This is a genomic window from Mycobacterium sp. 1165196.3 (assembly GCF_001673415.1).
Lineage (GTDB): Bacteria > Actinomycetota > Actinomycetes > Mycobacteriales > Mycobacteriaceae > Mycobacterium > Mycobacterium europaeum_A.
In genome coordinates this window covers 85,943-104,412 of sequence record NZ_LZLU01000138.1, presented here as the reverse complement: position 1 = coordinate 104,412, position 18,470 = coordinate 85,943, and the positions used below count along the sequence as shown (strand labels likewise).

The 18,470-nt window shown below is 67.2% G+C and carries 15 protein-coding genes; 6 read left to right on the top strand and 9 right to left on the bottom strand.

Going from position 1 to position 18,470, the window contains the following annotated elements:
• Window position 1 precedes the first annotated feature (1 nt).
• Window positions 2-652, bottom strand: coding sequence for a TetR/AcrR family transcriptional regulator (locus tag A5659_RS15150; RefSeq protein ID WP_067182146.1), 651 nt, complete (start codon window positions 650-652; stop codon window positions 2-4).
• A 121-nt stretch (window positions 653-773) separates the two neighbouring features.
• On the opposite strand from A5659_RS15150, the gene A5659_RS15145 reads away from it, so the two are divergent.
• Together A5659_RS15145 and A5659_RS15140 are read left to right on the top strand one after the other, a co-directional pair.
• Window positions 774-1,781 (top strand): Rieske 2Fe-2S domain-containing protein, encoded by a 1,008-nt coding sequence (locus A5659_RS15145; protein WP_066860890.1) that lies wholly within the window; start codon window positions 774-776, stop codon window positions 1,779-1,781.
• The gene (locus A5659_RS15140; RefSeq protein ID WP_066860887.1) at window positions 1,778-2,860 is read left to right on the top strand and encodes a dihydrodipicolinate reductase; all 1,083 of its coding nucleotides are present in this window, start codon (window positions 1,778-1,780) and stop codon (window positions 2,858-2,860) included. Before A5659_RS15145 ends, A5659_RS15140 begins: the two co-directional genes overlap by 4 nt.
• Window positions 2,861-2,865: 5 nt before the next feature.
• Here A5659_RS15140 and A5659_RS15135 read toward each other — a convergent pair whose 3' ends face one another.
• Window positions 2,866-4,224: an HNH endonuclease signature motif containing protein gene (locus A5659_RS15135; RefSeq protein WP_067182143.1), complete on the bottom strand. Its 1,359-nt coding sequence runs from the start codon at window positions 4,222-4,224 to the stop codon at window positions 2,866-2,868.
• A gap of 150 nt (window positions 4,225-4,374) precedes the next feature.
• Between A5659_RS15135 and A5659_RS15130 the strand changes: the two genes are divergently transcribed.
• From A5659_RS15130 to A5659_RS15115, 4 genes are all read left to right on the top strand, one after another.
• Window positions 4,375-4,944: a hypothetical protein gene (locus A5659_RS15130; RefSeq protein ID WP_066860970.1), complete on the top strand. Its 570-nt coding sequence runs from the start codon at window positions 4,375-4,377 to the stop codon at window positions 4,942-4,944.
• 85 nt (window positions 4,945-5,029) lie between these two features.
• Window positions 5,030-5,767 (top strand): 4-hydroxy-tetrahydrodipicolinate reductase, encoded by a 738-nt coding sequence (dapB, locus tag A5659_RS15125; RefSeq protein ID WP_067182176.1) that lies wholly within the window; start codon window positions 5,030-5,032, stop codon window positions 5,765-5,767.
• Between the two features lie 24 nt (window positions 5,768-5,791).
• On the top strand, window positions 5,792-6,247 hold the full coding sequence (locus A5659_RS15120; RefSeq protein ID WP_066860881.1) for a hypothetical protein: 456 nt from the start codon (window positions 5,792-5,794) through the stop codon (window positions 6,245-6,247).
• 62 nt (window positions 6,248-6,309) lie between these two features.
• Window positions 6,310-6,711 carry a flavodoxin family protein gene (locus A5659_RS15115; RefSeq protein ID WP_066860964.1) on the top strand — a complete coding sequence of 134 codons (402 nt, stop codon included), beginning with the start codon at window positions 6,310-6,312 and terminating at the stop codon, window positions 6,709-6,711.
• A 17-nt stretch (window positions 6,712-6,728) separates the two neighbouring features.
• On the opposite strand, the gene A5659_RS15110 is transcribed toward A5659_RS15115, so the two are convergent.
• The 7 genes from A5659_RS15110 to A5659_RS15080 form a co-directional block, all read right to left on the bottom strand.
• On the bottom strand, window positions 6,729-9,851 hold the full coding sequence (locus tag A5659_RS15110; protein WP_067182139.1) for an NAD(P)-binding protein: 3,123 nt from the start codon (window positions 9,849-9,851) through the stop codon (window positions 6,729-6,731).
• Complete coding sequence (locus A5659_RS15105) at window positions 9,848-10,252, bottom strand: SCP-2 sterol transfer family protein (RefSeq protein ID WP_066879688.1); 405 nt, start codon at window positions 10,250-10,252, stop codon at window positions 9,848-9,850. The genes A5659_RS15110 and A5659_RS15105 overlap by 4 nt, the downstream gene beginning before the upstream one ends.
• Complete coding sequence (locus tag A5659_RS15100; RefSeq protein ID WP_066860872.1) at window positions 10,245-11,267, bottom strand: hypothetical protein; 1,023 nt, start codon at window positions 11,265-11,267, stop codon at window positions 10,245-10,247. The genes A5659_RS15105 and A5659_RS15100 overlap by 8 nt, the downstream gene beginning before the upstream one ends.
• A gap of 271 nt (window positions 11,268-11,538) precedes the next feature.
• Window positions 11,539-11,997 (bottom strand): hypothetical protein, encoded by a 459-nt coding sequence (locus A5659_RS15095; RefSeq protein ID WP_066860866.1) that lies wholly within the window; start codon window positions 11,995-11,997, stop codon window positions 11,539-11,541.
• Window positions 11,994-13,190 carry a polyprenyl synthetase family protein gene (locus A5659_RS15090; RefSeq protein WP_066860863.1) on the bottom strand — a complete coding sequence of 399 codons (1,197 nt, stop codon included), beginning with the start codon at window positions 13,188-13,190 and terminating at the stop codon, window positions 11,994-11,996. Before A5659_RS15090 ends, A5659_RS15095 begins: the two co-directional genes overlap by 4 nt.
• On the bottom strand, window positions 13,159-13,923 hold the full coding sequence (locus tag A5659_RS15085) for a hypothetical protein (protein WP_067182135.1): 765 nt from the start codon (window positions 13,921-13,923) through the stop codon (window positions 13,159-13,161). The genes A5659_RS15090 and A5659_RS15085 overlap by 32 nt, the downstream gene beginning before the upstream one ends.
• Window positions 13,924-14,023: 100 nt before the next feature.
• A complete protein-coding gene (locus A5659_RS15080) occupies window positions 14,024-18,337 on the bottom strand; it encodes an AAA family ATPase (RefSeq protein WP_197498021.1) in 4,314 nt (1,437 codons plus the stop codon).
• Window positions 18,338-18,470: the final 133 nt, after the last annotated feature.

Here is an 18,470-nt window from a genome sequence, read left to right as displayed (position 1 = left end):
CTTACGGCCGGGACTGTTCGAGGTAGGCGGCCAGCGCGTTGATCAGCCCCCGGCGCGCCATGTCGAGGTCGGCGTAGGAACCCAGCTGACGTTCCGACACCAGCCCGCGCATCGCGCCGGGGATCAGGGCGGCGACCTCGCGGACCCGATCCGGATCGACGGCCAAATCGGCGAAAGCGTGCTGGCAGGTTTCCAGCCAGCTCTTGCCCCAGGAGAACAGCTCGGCGGCCGTGCGCGGGTAAAGCCGCTCGAGCTCGTCGGGATCACGCGGCAGCGCGGCCCGCAGGTTCTCGATCGCGCGTGAATCCGGCGAGGCCAGGCCGCGGTAGAGGGTTTCGATGATGGCGCCGACACGCTCGCGCAGCGGGGCGTCCGGCGAGACCGGTGTCGACAGCGTGGAGAACGTCGCGGCACGCCGTTCGGCGGTGCGGTGCAGCACCGCGGCCCAGAACCCGTCGGTGTCGCCGAACTGGTACTGCACCGCGCCCCAGGTCGCGCCGATGTCCTTGGCGATGCGGTTGGCCGACACCGAGCCGGGTTCACCGGAGGCCAGCGAGCGCAGCGCGGCCTCGAGCATGCTTTCGCGAGTCGCATGGCCCCGCCGATTCGGGCGCCGGCCCGCGACGCCGGCCGCGCTGTTCTGAGGGGTCATTCGCCGATCTTATCCATTGCGACCGGGTCCGACGAAGAGTTTCATAGAGGGTACTTTGATTTTGGGGACGGGCGGCTTATCATTCGTACGCGAGGGAGGGCAGTTCACATGGCAGGGCTCGATGGCTAAGCCACCGTTGTCGATGAAACCGACCGGCTGGTTCCAGGTCGCCTGGTCCGACGAGATCGGCGTCGGCGACGTGCACACAATGAAGTACTTCGACCAGGAGATGGTGGCCTGGCGCGCCGCATCCGGCGAGCTCACGGTGATGAACGCCTACTGCGAGCACCTGGGCGCGCACCTGGGGTATGGCGGCAAGGTCGTCGGCGAAGTGCTGCAGTGCCCGTTCCACGGTTGGCAGTGGAGCGCCGAGGGTCGCAACGTCTGCATCCCGTACCAGGACCGGCCCAACCGCGGCCGCCGCATTCGGACCTACCCGGTGGTGGAGCGCAACGCGTCGGTGTACATCTGGCACGACCTGGAGCGCCGCGAACCCTACTTCGACGTGCCGGACGTGTTCACCGCGTTCGGCGACGGCAGCAGCGCGGACGACTACTACCCGCAGCAGCGGCTCTATCGCGAAAGCCTGGAACTGCACCCGCAATACGTGCTGGAGAACGGGGTGGACTTCGCGCACTTCAAGTTCGTGCACAACACCCCGATCGTGCCGGTGTTCACCCGCCACGACTTCGCCGAGCCGGTGTCCTACGTCGACTTCACCATCACGTTCGAGGGCGACGACGGGCAGAAGATCGAGGACGTCAACAGCGGCGTGCAAGCCATCAACGGCGGTCTGGGCATCGCGGTGACCAAGAGCTGGGGCATGATCGACAACCGCACCATTTCGGCGATCACGCCGATCGACGAGTTCACCTCCGATGTGCGCTTCATGGTCTACATCGGCCACACACCGCACAAGGACCCGGACCGCGCCGCCACCAAGGCGGACGAATTCGGGCGCGAGGTCATCCGCCAGTTCGAGCAGGACATCGAGATCTGGCGGCACCAGCGGTATTCGGACCCACCCGCGCTGGCCACCGACGAGTACGAGGGCTTCACCGCAATCCGCAAGTGGGCCAAGCAGTTCTATCCCGAGGCGTTCGCAACGCAGGAAGGCTCAAGGCAATGAGTACAGCACCGGTTCGCGTCTTTCAGGTTGGAAGCGGCAACGTCGGCACCGAGATGATCAAGCGGATCGCCACCCAGCCCGACATCGAACTCATTGGCGTGCACTGCTATTCGCCGGAGAAGGTCGGTAAGGACACCGGCGAGTTCGCCGGCTTGGCGCCCAACGGGGTGGCCTTCACCGGGACGGTCGAGGAGATCATCGCCGCCAAGCCGGACGTGCTGACGTTCCACGGGGTGTTCCCGGACGAGGACCTCTACGTCAAGGTGCTCGAGGCCGGCATCAACATCGTCACCACAGCCGACTGGATCACCGGCTGGCATCGCGACAAGAATCACCCGCATCCCTCGGGCAAGCCGGTGACCCAGCTGTTGGCGGAGGCCGCCGAGAAGGGCGGCGCAACCTTTTACGGGACCGGGATGAACCCCGGGCTGAACCAGATCCTGGGCGTGGTGTGCTCGGCAGACGTCGCCGACATCGAGAACGTGACCACCATCGAGTCCGTCGATGTGTCATGCCACCACTCCAAGGACACCTGGATCGAGGTGGGTTACGGCCAGCCGGTCGACGACCCCGAAATTCCGTCGAAGCTCGAGAAGTACACCCGCGTCTTCGCCGACAGCGTGTACATGATGGCCGACTGTTTCGACCTGACGCTCGACGAGGTCAAGTTCAGCTACGAGCTCGGCGCGTGCACCAAGGACGTCGACCTGGGCTGGTACACGCTGCCCAAGGGTTCGCTGGGTGGTAACTACATCAAGTACCAGGGCATGGTCGACGGCGTGCCGCGGGTCGAGACGCACCTGGAATGGCAGATGACCCCGCACACCGACCCGAGCTGGAACATCAAGGGCTGCTACATCACTCAGATCAAGGGCGATCCGTGCATCTACAACAAGCACATGATCTTCCCCAAGCCCGGCGTCGACCTGTCCAACCCGGACAACTTCGCCTCGATCGGGATGACCGTCACCGGCATGCCCGCGCTGGCCTCGATCAAGTCGGTGGTGGCGGCACCGCCGGGACTGATCACCAGCGCCGACCTGCCGCTGCGCGGATTCGCCGGGCGGTTCAAGAAGTAGGCCCGTCACGGCGACGCACCGTCGTCGAAGAGGCGTTCGGGATGGTGAAAGTCGTTGGTGCGCGCGCCGCGGTCCAGCTGCGGCGGCGGGATCCACTGGGTGCGGCCTCGTGGCGTTTTGCTTGTCCGCCAGCCTCTTCCGGCCAGCTTGTGATGCGGCGCGCAGGCGAAAGTGAGGTTGTTCGCGTCCGTCGTGCCGCCGGCCGCCCACTCAGCGCAATGATGCACCTCGCACCAATAGCCGGGGGCGTCGCAGCCGGGGTAACTGCAGCCGCGGTCGTGCGCGTACAAGACGATGCGCTGATCCGGTGTGGCAATGCGCCGCGACCGGCCGAGATACAGTGGGCGGCTCGAGTGCTCGTCGAATACGGCGAGGTAGTGGTAGGCGTGGCGGGCCATCCGGATCACATCGCGCATCGGTAGCAGCGTTCCGCCGCCGGTCACCGCGCGCCCCACCCCCGCCGTCAGTTCCTGCAGGGTGGTCGACACGATGACGGTCACCGGCAATCCGTTGTGCTGACCCAGTTTCGGATCGCCCAGCTGGCCTCGCACCAGGGCGTTGAGTGCGTCGTGTTGGCGCTGGGCGGGACTGCGCATGTCGCGGCGGGCGCGCTCATCATCGGGTTGGCCTGTAACGCAAGGCGTTTCGTCGTCGGGGATGCACATCCCCGGAGCCGCAAACCTGGACAGCCATGCGTCGAGGTTGGCGCGCAGCTCGGGTGAGGCGACCAGCTTCCCGATGCTCATCCCATCGGGTCGTTGGCCGCACCAGCTGAACCCGCGCTGGCGTGCACGGTCGGCGTCGGAGAACGTTCCATCCGGGTTGATCCGCAGGGCGCACTGGTGTGCGAGCTTCTGCAACTGATCGGGGCGCAGCCGACGGGCCTGATCGGCCAGGAATCGCTCGGCGTCGTCCACCGTGGCAGCGGGGACCGAGTCCGGGAGATCCCGGGCGAACGTCTGGATCACGCGCAGGTGCTGACCGTCGAGCAGCCCGTCGCGCCACGCCACGGCCGTAGCCGGCAATTGTGGCGGCAGCTCCGCGCCGGTGAGGGTCAAGCGCGGAGACAGCTCGGTGGCGTCGCGGAGCCGACGGCACGCCTCGGCATAGCTGATCCGCAGCCGGTCGGCGACCACTTTGTGCACCGGGCCGCCGATGTCGGCGGAATCCGCCGCCGCCAAACCGGCGATCAGGTCGTGGCTCACCGCGATCTGTCGCCGGCGCGAGGCCTCCATCCGTTCGAGCACGCGCAGCCGGACTGCGGGGCTCAGCGCGTCGAAGTCCAGGCCGCGGATCGCCGCATCGGCGGCATCCTGGGCATCCAGCGCGGCGGCCACCTCAGCGGGGACCTCGATCGAATGCATGTTCGAATGCTACGGGCGCGGCGCGACGAGGGAGGCGGATCGCGCCGCGGTTGTGGATGAACCTCGAACTGTGCACAGCGCGCCCCGGACTCGGATTGCGCGTGGGCGTCGGAGCGTTTTTCGCGACGGCGCTGCGGGTAACCACCCGTGGTGCGCGCGAGATTCGTCATTGCGCCAGCCGCGGTCGCCACGGCCATCGCCGCCATCGCCGCATGCTCATCTGCCACCGGTTCGGCCGACTCCACGCCAGACAGTGCACCGTTCCCGATCGGTCAGATGGGCGTGCCCGTGCATGTGCAGGCGGCCAGCGGCGCGACCGCCGACATCACCGTCAACAGCGCGACGTGGTTCCCGCCGGGATGCACCTCGCATTTCGCGAGTCCGACGCCTGGCTCCGCATGCAACGTGGTGGAACTGACTATCACCGCGACGTCCCACCGGTTCTTCAAGCTCGACCAGCACTACATGTTCGCCGGATACGGCGGCGGCAATCAGCCATGGACCCATCCCGACGACGCGCCCCAGCCGTCAACGCTTGCGGTCGACTTCCGCAGGCTCGACAAGATGCCCCCGCTGGTCACGGGCGGCCTACACGACGGGCAGACCGCGCACGGATTTGTCGGCTTCGCGATGCCGACGGCCGGCGAGCTGTACCTCACGATCAACGATCCCGAGCAGCCCGCGCCCTACACCGAAGCGGGCTTCATCGTCCACACCTGATCGCGCGAAACGTACGGTCGAGTCGCCACGCAACAACTCGACGCACACCGCGGCGCAGAAAACGTCCCGGTCTAGGGTGAAGGCCATGCGGGTAGGAGTGCTGGGAGCCAAGGGCAAGGTCGGGTCGGCGATGGTGGCGGGCGTGCAGGCCGCCGAGGATCTGAGCTTGTCCGCGGAGGTGGACGCCGGTGATCCGATGAGCCTGCTGACCGGGGGCAACACCGAGGTCGTCATCGACTTCACCCACCCCGACGTGGTGATGGACAATCTGAAGTTCGTCATAGACAACGGAATTCATGCCGTCGTGGGGACCACGGGCTTCACCGCCGAGCGGCTGCAGCGGGTGCAGGATTGGCTCGCCGACAGCCCGGGCACGTCGGTGCTGATCGCGCCGAACTTCGCGATCGGGGCGGTGCTGTCGATGCACTTCGCCAAGCAGGCGGCGCCCTTCTTCGACTCGGCAGAGGTGATCGAGCTGCATCACCCGCACAAGGCCGACGCCCCGTCGGGAACCGCGACGCGCACCGCGAAACTGATCGCCGAGTCGCGAAAAGACTTGCCGCCCAACCCCGATGCCACCAGCACCAGCCTGCCGGGCGCGCGTGGCGCGGACGTCGACGGCATCCCGGTGCACTCGGTGCGGCTGGCCGGGCTGGTCGCCCATCAGGAGATCCTGTTCGGCACCGAGGGGGAGACGCTGAGCATCCGGCACGACAGCATTGACCGGACCTCGTTCGTGCCCGGTGTGCTGCTGGCCGTGCGGCGGATCAAGGAACACCCGGGCCTCACGGTGGGTCTCGAGGCCCTGCTCGATCTGCAATGACCTGAATCTGCCATGACCTCTGCCATGACCAAAGCGCTGCGCACCCAATTGCTCGTCGCCTTCATGTGCGTCGCGCTGTTGGTGTACTTCGTGCTGTTGGGGCGCGTCGCCTTCGCGATGATCGGCTCCGGGCGGGCCGCGGCCGTCGGCCTCGGACTGGCGGTGTTGATCCTGCCGGTGATCGGGCTCTGGGCGATGATCGCCACCCTGCGCGCCGGATTCGCGCACCAGAAGCTGGCCCGGCTGATCGCCGCCGACGGAATGGAACTGGACACCAGCGCGCTGCCGCGCCGGCCGTCGGGCCGCATCCAGCGCGACGCGGCCGACGAACTGTTCGCCGCGGTGCGCACCGAAGTGCAGGACCACCCCGAGGACTGGCGGCGCTGGTATCGGCTGGCCCGCGCGTACGACTACGCCGGCGACCGCCGCCGCGCGCGCGAGGCGATGAGGACTGCGGTCGAGCTGCAGGGCCGCCAGTGAACGAAACACCGCGCAAGACGCTGCTGATCGTGCACCACACGCCGTCACCGCATACCCACGAGATGTTCGAGGCGGTGGTTTCCGGGGCCACCGACCCCGACATCGAGGGCGTGGACGTGCTGCGGCGCCCGGCGCTGACGGTGTCGCCGGCCGAGATGCTGGCCGCCGACGGTTACCTGCTGGGCACGCCCGCGAACCTCGGATACATCTCGGGCGCCCTCAAGCACGCGTTCGACTGCGCCTATTACCAATTGCTCGACTCCACGCGCGGGCGACCGTTCGGGCTCTACCTGCACGGCAACGAGGGCACCGAGGGCGCCGAGCGTGCCGTCGACACCATCACCACCGGGCTGGGTTGGTCCAAAGCCGCGGCGACCGTGGTGGTTTCGGGCAAGCCGACCAAGGATGAGCTGCAGGCGTGCTGGGAGCTCGGCGCGACCGTCGCCGCACAGTTGATGGAGTGAGTGCCGTCTAAAACCGGTCAGGGCGAGGGTGTCTCACCGTGTTCCCGGAAGCTTGTCGAAGCGCCCGGAGTGGAGAACAGCGACCTCGGGGCGACCTGGGGCGACGCGGAGGGCTCCACGCTGTGCATCGTCCTGAGAAATGCCGAACCGGCCTGTGGCTCGGGGGTTTCCGATAAGACCTGCGAGGCTCTGGGCCGTGCCGATGAGGCGGTCGCGTCCAACCTCTGGATTAGCTCGCGGGGGAGTTCAATTGGTTCGTACTGGGTAGCCCAATCTACATCGGGCGGAATCAGCTGCGACGTTTCTGTCCCACCGCCGATGGGGGTCCCCGCCAGTTCGGATCCGACGCCGCTGATTTGGCTCAGGGTGTAGCTGTCGGGCGCTAATCTCTGCATCGGCGGAGGCCAGGTTGAAGACGAGCCGTTGCCGTCGCCGTCCTGTGGACCGCTCTTGCTGCCGGTATCGCTTATGGGCGGAATCGGCGTATCCGGCGGGCGCTTGGTGCCGGCGTTGCCGCCGCCGTGGGGAACGCCGGTCGGCTGCCCGGTGTTCGATGGCTGCGTTGACGGTGCCATTGTGCCCGCCGCCTGCTCGAGGTATTGCCGCCACGCCTGAAGATAGCTGAACAGTTGCTGGGCATAGTCGGCCGGCGCGGGTGGCGCTGGTGACGTCGCAGCGGCGGACGGCGCCGGCGGCATGAACGGCGCGGTCGGCATCAACGGCATGAAGGGCGCGAACGGCGGCGCGAACTGACCTCCCGGCGGCGCGGTGGGAAACACGTTCGGGGCGTTCGGAAATGGTGACGCGGCTGCCATGGCCGTCCACTGGTCGAGAATCTGTCGCCAAGCCTGGAGGTAGTTGAGCAACTGCTGGTTGGAATCGGCTGTGGGCGTGAACATTTTCTGACCTCCCGTGAAGGTGGGAATAGGGGACGGAGGGGCACCGAACGAAAGCGCGGCCGGGATGTCCAGTGGATGCGGCAGTGACTGCTCGCAGAACTTCGAATCGATGTTGCGTAGCAGGCGCGTGTCGGCCGGCTCACGATTTTCGCAGTCGAACACGTAGCAATAGTCACCGGCTGGGGTCGGGAATCGAATCGGGCTCGACAGACCTTGATCGAGGAAGCCGAAGGGAAACTCCCAAGCGAGCGTGGTCTTCTCCCGGCGATCGCGACCACCCGATGCCACCCAGACGTAGTGGTCGAGGATGGCGTTGACGGCGTGACGTCCCGACTCGCACGCGGCCTCCATTGAGGTCATCCGGGTAAAGGTCTTGTTCCAAGTGCCCCCGAAGACCACCGAATTGTTGTGTACCTGATAGCCGCCGTGGCGGGCTTGCCAGACGTTCCGCAGCTCCAGGTCTTCGAGCCACCAGTCCTCGGGCGGTGCGCTACTCCAAGACGATCCGTGCGGGTTCCACGGGTCGCTGCCGGGCCGATTGTCCCAGTCGCCGATGATGGGAACGAGGTACGGCGTCTCGTTTTGAACCACGCGACCCTGGCCCTGACCGGGTCCGGCGGCCATTTTCAGGCCGCGATCCAGCGCGTACCACGCGGGCCACGGCATCGCCTCCGCCGCAAGGGATTCGTTGTTGCTCGTGAGGGCGGCAACGATCTGGCGCCACACTTCCGCGGCGAGTTCATCAGGAGCGCAGTCGCGGGCCGCCTTGCCCAGGTGCCGGGAGAGGGTATTGAAGTCCCCGACGTCGACGGACAGCACCGAAACGTGGCCGTCGCGGTCCAGAATCGGTTCCTTCTCCCAGAATCCATGCTGATTGATCGACGAGAGCGCCCACTCCGTGCCGGCGTAGAGCATGTGTCCTCGGAGCAGCTGGAATTCCGTGTCGAAGTAATACTGGATGCCGCACAGCGTTTGGAACCGATCCCAGGGCACTCGTCCGAGCTCGTCCATGTTGTAGGGATTCCGTCGCCGCGGGACCCGTGCCGAGGCGGGTTGCAGCGGACCGTCGGGTGGGGGTGCAGACGTAGTAAATCCGTCGAGCCTACCTACGGTGCCGCCTGTGCCCGCCGCGCGCAGCGGCGCGGTGATGGATTCGGCTGCGGGGGCATCGACGGCGACGACGGTGTAGTCCGGAGTCACCCGCGTACCGTCGGCGAACGTGATCTGCACGCGAGGTCGGAGATGGGGCGGCTGGCTCGGGTCGAAGGCGAAAGAATCGAGGCGACTCGCCACACCGCGCACGAAACGTACGCCAAGCGCGACGAGGTGGTGGTACCAGTTGTCGAACCACACCTCGGTGGTGGGACCGTTGAGTACCCCGTCGGCCTTATCGTCGTGGCGGTCCATGTTCAGGTACAGCTGAAGATAAGTGGTGATGTTGGTCCGTGCGTCCCCCCAACGCGAGTCGAAAGCGGCTAGGACCCTTGGCATCTCGCGCAAGAGCGCGTCGAAACTCGGCGAATAGGAGAATTGCTTGGTCCCGGTCGAGCTGTCGTACCCGACGAAGAAGTCGTAGGCGGAGAGGTTCTGCAATTCGATGGCGCGTCGCAAGGGGCTGGTGGCCAGATAGCGGAGTATCCGGCTCTGGAAGATTGCGAGATCTTCGGCGGTGAAGCCCAATCCGGCGATCTGGCTGAGGATGCCGAGAAACTCGGCAGGACTGCGGGGGAGTTCGCGGGGAAAGACGAGGGAGGGCTTGCCGCCAACCGTCATGCCCTGGGTGATCACCCGCCGGACGTTGTCGTACACGGTGCGGGAAGTCGGCGTCCAGCCGGCCGTACCGCTGTATTGGTAGACCGGAATGCGCTGGAACATGTCCCAGGTGTGTAAGTAGTACGCGGGGAAGAAGCGGAAGCCGTGTTCACCCGCAACCGCTCGGCCGGGAGGACGCGGCTGGCCCCGCCGGCCTGGGAAGGGACGCAGCTGGGCTTGGCTTCCGCCTTGCGGGCCCACCGTCGAGTACTGAGACGCGGCGAGGCCGCCAATCTTGACGGGCGGGTATGTTCCGGCCGGCTGGGCTCCCAGTCCATTCCGTTCGTCGGGTCGGCCCTCGTACACCGTGACGACGAAGCCGCGCTCGGCGAGCTCGTGCGCCGCGGTGAGCCCGGCGATGCCCGCCCCGAGGACCGCCACAGTGGGACGAGGTTCGCCCGATCCCGGGGTGCAGATGCTCTCAGTCATGCTGCCCCCGAACGGAGTTCGGACAGCACGCCGGGCTGCGAGGGCGCCCGCACCGCCGCATGGACGTACGCCAGCAGCGAGTCGTGGGCCCGCTGGACGTCATCGAGCGAACCCCACACGCTCACCGCGCCCGCCTCCACGGCCGCCCCGAGCGCCACCCGGGCATCCAGCACGTCAAGGATGGCGGCGCGCGAGGTGATGATCCGGACGGATGGAGTCTGCGCCGCACCGTCGAACACCTGAAGTCGATCACCACCACGCAGGGAAAACACCTCACCGTCGACGTCGAGCTCGACCACCATCGGGCCGAGCTCTGCGACCAGCGCCCGGTAACTGTCGGGCACCTCGTCCTCGAGGTGCTCGACTGAACGCCGCAGTAGCGACGAAACCCGTTCAGCCATGGAGGAACTCGAATACTCCGGTACCGACGAAGTCGAAGTCTTCGCCATTCACTGTGCCGCTCGCCCGAACGGCGCCGTCGGCTTCGCAGAGCACAGTCGATCGGTCGAGGTGTACCTCGCTCGGTTGGGCCAGGCGGGTATAAGAACGCGAGCGGAACTCGGCGTGCACCTTGTCGCCAGCCCGCGTGGCGGTGATCTCGATCCGTTCCGGCACCCCCGGCACCTCGCCGTCCAGTAGCAGCCGCATCGGGGGCGGCAAGACGCAATCGGCCGCGCGGTCGAGCAGGCCGTGGGTGCGCGCCTGCACCGCCGCGTGGCGAAATATCGCGGCGGGCTCGTCGTGGTGCCACACGTAGAGCGATCGGGACAGAGAGCGCTGCCGCCTCCCGTCGGTGATATGCACGGATACCATCGACCACGGGTCTCCGGGTCTGGCCGGCAAAATGGTGCCCCACGTCCAACCAAAGTCGTCGCCCCACCGGAACCGACCCCAGTTGTGGTCGTGATAGGCGAGGTCGTCCTCAAAACGGTGTTCTCGTCCGCCGATGCGCAGCCATCCGTCGGCGCGCAGCCTCGGTACGAAGAGCCAGCTGACGCGGCCTTCACCCGCCGGTTCGTTGCGGACCACGAATGGCCGGCTCGCCGAGATGAAGTGCAGTTCGCCCCGAATACCGTTGTCAGGCAAATCGATTGCCACGCGATAGCCGTCGGGCACGATAGTCATTCGGTTACCGCCGATGGTCAGTTCACCCAGATCGGCCGAGACGTTCAGAGCGCGCCCGTCGAACCGCTCGATGGCGCCGGTCCATGTCTCGTCGTGAGCGATGATGATGACGCGTGGTGCGAGCCGGACTTCGTCTCCGGCGAGCAGTTCATTGTTGAGGCTGAAGTTGATCAAAACCCGCACGTCCAGCCCGTGAATCACGAAGTGCTGCCACTCCTTGAAACCCGCGGGCCGGGCGGTGGCCAGCACCGGGGCGCGGAGGAAGTCGCTGCGGGCCAGGAGCGCGCTCATCGGAGCCACCGCGTACTCGGGTCCGGGGGTGGTGGCGCGGCACTCGGATTCTGCTGTGCGACAGCCGAATTAGCGAATCCCTCGATCGTCGCTCCGAGGCTCGCAAACCCGAGCAGAAGGTGCACGAAGTCGTCTGGGGCGCGGGGGTGCCCGGCTCGGCCTTCGCCGTCTGTGGCCAGGCTGTGCACCACCCGAGCGACGCCGGCAAGGCCGACCAGATAGCCGATGAAATCGCTTTGGTCTGCGAGAGCTTCGCGAGGATCGGTGAGCGTCATGCAAACCCCTCGGGCCGCAGGCGATTCAGAATCGAATCGTCGAGGCCACGCCCGACGACGGCGTCTGCCATCAGATCCACCCAGGCGTCGGGAACGGCATCGGGCGCGGCGGGACCGCCGAGAACGTTGAGGCTCACCATCTCCCAGACGCGCCGTAGGTTCTCCACCGCTTCCGAGGCGGCCAACGCGTCGCGTAGCCGTGCCCCGCGGGGTGTGCTTGCGTAACGGCGGCCCTCGGCGACGAGGAGGTCGTGCAGCCGTCGGGCGGCCGCGGGATTGCCGAGGACCGCTCGGCGCGCCCCCAGGAGTAGGTCGAACACCCTGCGCTGCATCTCGGCGGCTTCGTCCGGCGGGGGCGGCTGCAACTGCGGGGCTTGTTGTTCGATGAGGTCAAGAGTGAGCTCGCGGATCCGCTCGAGTTCCGCCAGCATGCCGAGCGTGGCTTCGGGGTTCATCGGGTCCGCCCGTGTACGTAGTCCACCAGGTCGGCCAGCATGTCTCGATGACGACTGTGCGGCAACCAGTCGAGCTTCGCGAGCGCCACGGCAGCCTTCTGGGCATGCCCGGCGGCGACGTCGCGGGCATGCTCGAGCGAGCCCACGCGGTGCATCAATTCATAGAGCCATTGAATGTCCTTGAGGGCCTTGGGCTCCGACGGATGATGCCCCTGCAGCCGGGCCTCGATCTCCGCCCGACCCGACTGGGACAGTTCACCGCGGGCGGTGAGGCGATCGAGCAGGTTGGTCAGCCCCAACTCGCCGTCGGCGCTCGGTCGGCGCTTGGCCAGAATCGCCACCGCCCGAACCTGGTCCTGCGGTTCGGCACTTCGCAAGGTGTGCAGCAGCATCAGGGTCCGCTTGCCCTCCCAGAGGTCGCCGCCGATCTCCTTCCCGTACTCCTGCGGGTCCGCCCGCAAGTTCAGCAGGTCGTCGGTGATCTGGAAGGCCGCTCCCAGGTGGCGGCCGAGGGATTCCAACGGAGGCAACCGCTCTGCTCCGGCGCCAGCGGCGATCGCGCCGGCGTGTAGCGGCGTGATGAAGGAGTACCAGCTCGTCTTGAGTTCCACCATCTTGAGGTAGTCGGCATCCTGGAGCCGCCACGTGTTGGACCGGACCCACTCGAGCTCCAGCGCCTGCCCGTCGACGGTCAGCCGGGTCATCTTGGCGACGGCCCGCAGGATGCGCAGGGCGGGTCCGAGCCCTACCCGCTCGACGTTGTCCAGTAGCGGTTGTAGCGACAGCGAGAGCATGGCGTCGCCGACGTTGACGGCGATCGGCACGCCATGGTCGATGTGCAGCGTGGGCTTGCCTCGCCGCCACCAGGATTCGTCCTCGATGTCGTCGTGGATGAGAAACGCGTTGTGGTACAGCTCGAGGGTCGCGGCGGTCGGGAGGATCGCCTCGAGGTGGCCGCCGAGCCCAAGGCACATCGCGATGCTCAGCGCCGGCCGAAGCGCCTTTCCGCCGCGCAGCGGGTAGTCGAGGATCAGGTCGTAGAGGCCGTTGGAGCCCCGCTCACCCGGACCGTAGAGCCGCTCGATCTCGCTGTCGCAGGCGTCCTTGCAGAGGGCGAGATAATCGTCGAGCGCATGCGGTGCTACTGGAGTGATACTGCCGTCAGTTGTGGACAGCGACGAGGCCGGTGGCATCGGTGATCCTTGGTGCGTAGCGGATCCGCACGGTGAATTGGATTTTCCCCCCGCCGTTTTCGCCGTCGACCTCCAGGCTGGGCAGGAGACTGACGGCAACGTCCACCGGCTCCTCACCGGGTGACGCCTCCGGTGCCGCGCCTTGGGGGATCCGCCGCCGACGGCCGATCAAGAGCAACCGAGGGTCGTTATCCGGAGCGTTGAGCGGTATGGTCCGGTGCAGGGCGTTGATGTTCCCCGCGGTGAGCAGCTGTTGAAGGATCGAGTACCCCCCGGCAAGGTGGTTGAGCCTCTTCAGCCCTGCGGTGTTGGTCACCAGGCAGGACGGTGCGCGATATCCTGTGGTTTCGACGTCCGCGCGGGCATCGATGAGCGCGTCCATCAGGGGCTGAGGAGTGAAGCCTGTCGTGATGGAGTTGCCGGCATTCGTGTAAAGGTTCGGAAGGACGTCGTCGTCGAGGTCCTTCGCGAGGTCCTTCGTCGTCTTCATCACTCCGGTGAGCAGCGCATCGGGTGTCGGCGCAATCGTCTCCGCAAGTGTCAGCTCCAAAGTTCTGGACTTGGTCGTCACGGTTATGAGGTTCGGGGTTGCCACGATGCCGTCGGGGACAGTGATCTGACCAGGGTCGCCGGTGTCCCAGTGCGGGATGGCCTGCCAGGCAACGCTGCACTGCCCGAACGTCTCTTTGACTGCTTGGTTGGCAAGGGCCAACCGCTCTGCACTCAGGTACATGGCCGCTCCTTGACCGCCCCCGGCTGTCGGTACAAATCATGTGACAAATACCACACATCACGCAATCGCTTCAGCAAAGTATCGAAAGTGGGGTACTGCGCTACTTGTTCAGGAGTGCGACCTCTTGACCAGGGGTCATTTCACCGCGCGCCATCGCGTCGCAGTGCGCCAGATGCAGCGGAGCGACGGGGTCGTCGGGCAGCAGCGCGCGGCATCGTTCGAAGGCGGCGCGCGCCCCGTCGACGTCGCCCGCGTCGAACAGTGCGAAGGCCTCGTCGAACGCGGGCTGCGCCGCGCGTTTCGCGGCGCGAAGTGGAGCCGAATCCTCGTCGTACACTTCGTAAATCGTCACCGGTCGACGTCGGTTGACCACCATGACGCGCTCCATGCGGCGGACGTTGAACCGCTCGGACGCCCCGAGGCGCTGGTACGTGTGATCGGAGATGAGCAAGGCGGAGCCGTAGCGCTTGTTGGTGCTCTCGATGCGCGCGGCCAGGTTCACCGCGTCGCCGATGATGGTGAGCACCATGCGGTTCACCCCGCCGACCAGCCCGACTCCGACCATCCCGGTGTTGATGCCGATTCCGGCCCGTAGTTCTTCGGATCCGGCCGCTTTTCGCTCTTCGTTGTGCGCGCGCAAGGAGCGCAGCATCGCCAGTCCTGCCCGAACGGCGTCGGGCTCGGATTCGAAGACAGCGACGATCTCGTCCCCGCGGACGTCTTGAATCATGCCGTTATAGCCGATGATCGGGAGCTCGACGGCACGCAGAAAACCCATCGCCAGGTTGCTCGCCTCACCGACGTTCATGTCCTCGATCATGGTGGTGTAGCCCCGGATGTCGCTGATGAGCACCGTCATCTCGCGCTCGACCCGGTAGCCGTTGCGGACGCGGCGAAGGTCGTCGATGTCGAGGATGCGCAGCAGCTCGTTGGGCACGAATCTCGACTGTGCGTCCATGAGGGACTGTCGGTACTCGTCGGCGGCCCGCAGTCGGGCCTCGAGCTGGAAGTTCCACAGCGGCGCGGCGGCCTGGGCGCACAAGAAGGCGACCGCCTCCTGGTGCTCGGCGACAAAGTTGCCGTCCGGTGCGTCCCGCTCGGCGTAAATCACGCCGATTGTTGTGTCGTGCAAGGTGATCGGAACGATGAGGACGGGCGGGGTCCGTGCCTGACGGTCGGCCGCGACGATGGCCGGAGAGCCGCCGTCCAGCACGCGGCGCACGATGTTCCTGTCATAAGACACCTCGGTCCATGGCCCGTCCACGATCGAAATCTCGCCGTGATCGTGGATGGCCCGGACGGCCAAGTTCTCCGCGTCGCCGGTGAGGAGCAGGACGCGGCCCGCACCAGTCGTGTCGGCGACCGAGCCCAAAATGATGTTGGCCAAGGCATCCGAAGTTCGCGCTCCCGACAGCGCGCGCAGTAGCTGATGCGCGCCGACAGGGTCGATCCCCGCCGAGCCTTTCTGGACGAGGTCGCGCCTGAGCAGCCAGGGGTGCTCGCGCGCCAGCCAGTCGGTGCGCACCGCGAAACCCAAAGTCAGCCAGCGCTGGTACGCCGATCCCAGCATGTGGTCCCGAAGCCGCGCCCGCCCCGTGTCGCCATACAGCGCCGCGGCCTCCTCGTGGGCGTAAGCGCTGATCATCGGCAGCTGGCTTTCCTCGGCGAGTTCAATCGCCTGATGCAAGTAGCGCTCCGCCTTGGCGTGTTGCCCGCGCGCCCGGGCCCAGGCTCCCTGGAGCAGCGCGTGCGACGCCGCGTAGTTCTCCGGCGCGCTCGCCGCCCACTTGCGGTGCGATGCCAGAGTCTGGCGCACGAAGTGGGCCGTCGAGCGGTCCCGCGGCGCCTGTCGAATCATGCTTAGCGCGCCCACCAGGTAGATGAGTTCTGAGATCGCAGTGCCGGCCATCCCACCGATGTGCTCGATTGCCTCCGGCGTCGCGGCGACTGTGCCCTCATAGTCGCCACACCAGAAGTGCAGGCCCTGCTTCATGGTCGCGGCCGCACCCAGGGCTACCTCGTCGCCCTCGCTGCGGGCCGCCGGCAGCACTTCCCGCTCGTCGTAGCCGCTCTCGCCGGCGAGGAGGAAGGGATCGGCGCCGCGGCCCATCAGATTGAGGCAAAGCTGCTGCACGGCCTGGCAAAGCGCGCCGGCAACCGGCTGGGAACGGATGTGTGGGATCAGGGAGCTGGCGAGGGCGTCGATCTCAGGGAGGGGACGACCGGCCCAGAATGACTGGGAGAGCAGGACCGCGACCAGAAGCCCGGCGTTTTCCTGGTCGCCTTGGTCGAGCGCCTCCTCGACGGCGTCGCGAAGCTCGGCTAAGCCCTCGCGGAGGGGGTGGCGCCAATGGTGGATGTAGTCCAGGTGCATGAACACCGTCTGCGGCCGGGCCTCGCGGAATTCCGGCCGCTGGGCGAGCAGCATGGCTACCTCGCCGAAGCGCTGGCCGCCCGCGTGGTCACCGAGCAGCACCCGGACGATCCCGTAACCGGCAATGACCAGCGGCGAAGACGGCGTGTGGCCGTGGGCCAGCGTGAGATCGAGCTGCTTTCGCACGAGCAAGGGCAGAAGGTTGGGCCGGACCCGGACCGCCATGTTGCATAGCTCGGCAAGAATCCGGTGCAGTGCGATGACCCGTTGGTCATCGCAGTGCGGCAGCTGAAGCAGCCGTTCATTGCTCCACCCGCGCATTGTCAACCTCATCCGGACGACCGCGTTGGCCATGCGCGGCGTGCCCGCGTCGGTCGGCACCCGTTCGCCGAACTCGGCGAGCGCTTGCAGCCCGATCTCGAGCGCCTCCTGCAGACGGTTCTGCGCGACGCGCCCTTTGAGCCGCAGGTAAGCGATGCGCGCGCGGTCCGGCGGGTCGCGCAGGATCTCCTCGGCCTCGTCGAGTAGCGCATTCAGCGCGGGCACGTCACCCACCAGCAACGCGGCGTCGGCGGCGTCGAGCTGCAGCTGCCGGGTCAGATCGAAGTGTGCGGTCCAACGCTGCCCGCCGAGCAGCGTCAGTGCGTCCCGGCAGTAGTTGAGCGCCAACGGGAATGAAGCCTGGGCCCTCGCCTTCTGTGCCGCCCGCCGCAACACCTCGACGAAACAAACGCGCTCGGCGTCGTCGGCGAGCCCACGCCCGCCGATGCCGAGATGGCGCGCGGCCTCGAACAACCGGTCGTCCTCCCGCTCGACCAGCCACCGACCGATCCGCAGGTGTGTCGCGCGGATCTCGTCGTCGGACAGGGCCACCCGCGCCGCCTCGGTCACCCGGTCATGGCTGAAGCGGTACCGGGCGTCGCGGCTGATCGCGTTGGCGATCCGCCGGCCGCCGCTGTCCACGGCCTCCAGCAGACGGAGTTCGAGGCACGACCACAGCGCCTGGGCCACCACCTCGGGCGGCTGCGCGGCCGCCGCGGTGGCGTCGTCCAGGTCGAACTCGCCGCCGAAGCACGACAGCGAACCCAACACCTCGCGGTCGATCGGGCGAAGTTGGTCGAGGTAGCGGCCGAGAAACTCGGCGGCCGTGGCGGAAACCTCGATCGAGGTAAGCACGCGCAGGTCCCAGCTCGGGTTGCCGCCGGGGCCGACCGGGGTCAGCGCGCCCTCGCGTTGCGCGCGGTAGAGCAGCTGACGGACCTGCAGCGGATTGCCGCCGGTCCGATGGTGGAACTCGGCGGCCACATCGGCCAGCTCCACGCTCCGGCCGCACACGTCGGCCAGCAGCTCCTCGACGTCCTCGGTGGCCAGCGGTTGCAGTTCGATGGTGGTGAGGTTGTCCGATTTGATGCCCCCGGCGTCCGGGTCGAACTCGCCCGCGCGGTGCCCGCCGACCACCAGGACGTTGCGCAGCGACACCGTCAGCAGTTCGGACAACAGCAGCAACGTGTCGCGGTCCGCCCACTGCAGGTCGTCGATCGCCAGCACCACCGGCCGGTAGGACGCCGTGGTCGAGACCAGCAGGATGGCTGCGCGGTGCAACCGGCGGCGAGCGTCCGCCGCGTCGAGATCGGTGTCGGTCGAGGGCTCACCCAGCACCGGCGCCAATTCAGGCACGAGTGGCGAGAGGACACCCGCAAACCCCGACATCTCGCTGACGAGGTCGGCTCGCCAACGGTCACGCTCGGCCGGGCCGGTGGCCTCCATGGTGCGCACGACCGAGCTCAGCGCGTCGGCCAGCGCCGAATACGGAGCCGGGCCGCCGTCGCGGCACCTTCCGTAGGCGAATACGCAGTCGCGGCGGGAGATCTCGACGCCGAACGCCTGGATGAGCGTCGACTTGCCCACCCCGGGGACCCCGCTGAGCAGGACGCACCCTCCGCTGACCCGTTCGGCCGTCGCCACCGCGTTCCGGAGTTCGCCGAGCTCCTGCCGTCGGCCGGCCACCCGGCCGTCGAGATCCAGTACCGGCGTCGTCACGGCCCGGGGCGCTCCGTGCTGAGCGCCGTGCGCCGGATGGCGCCGCAAGGGGATCGCGAGTCCGAGCCCATGCGCATGGCGGTTCCCCTCCAAGGGAAATGTCCACCCACCGGAGTGACGGTCCCGCTGCGGG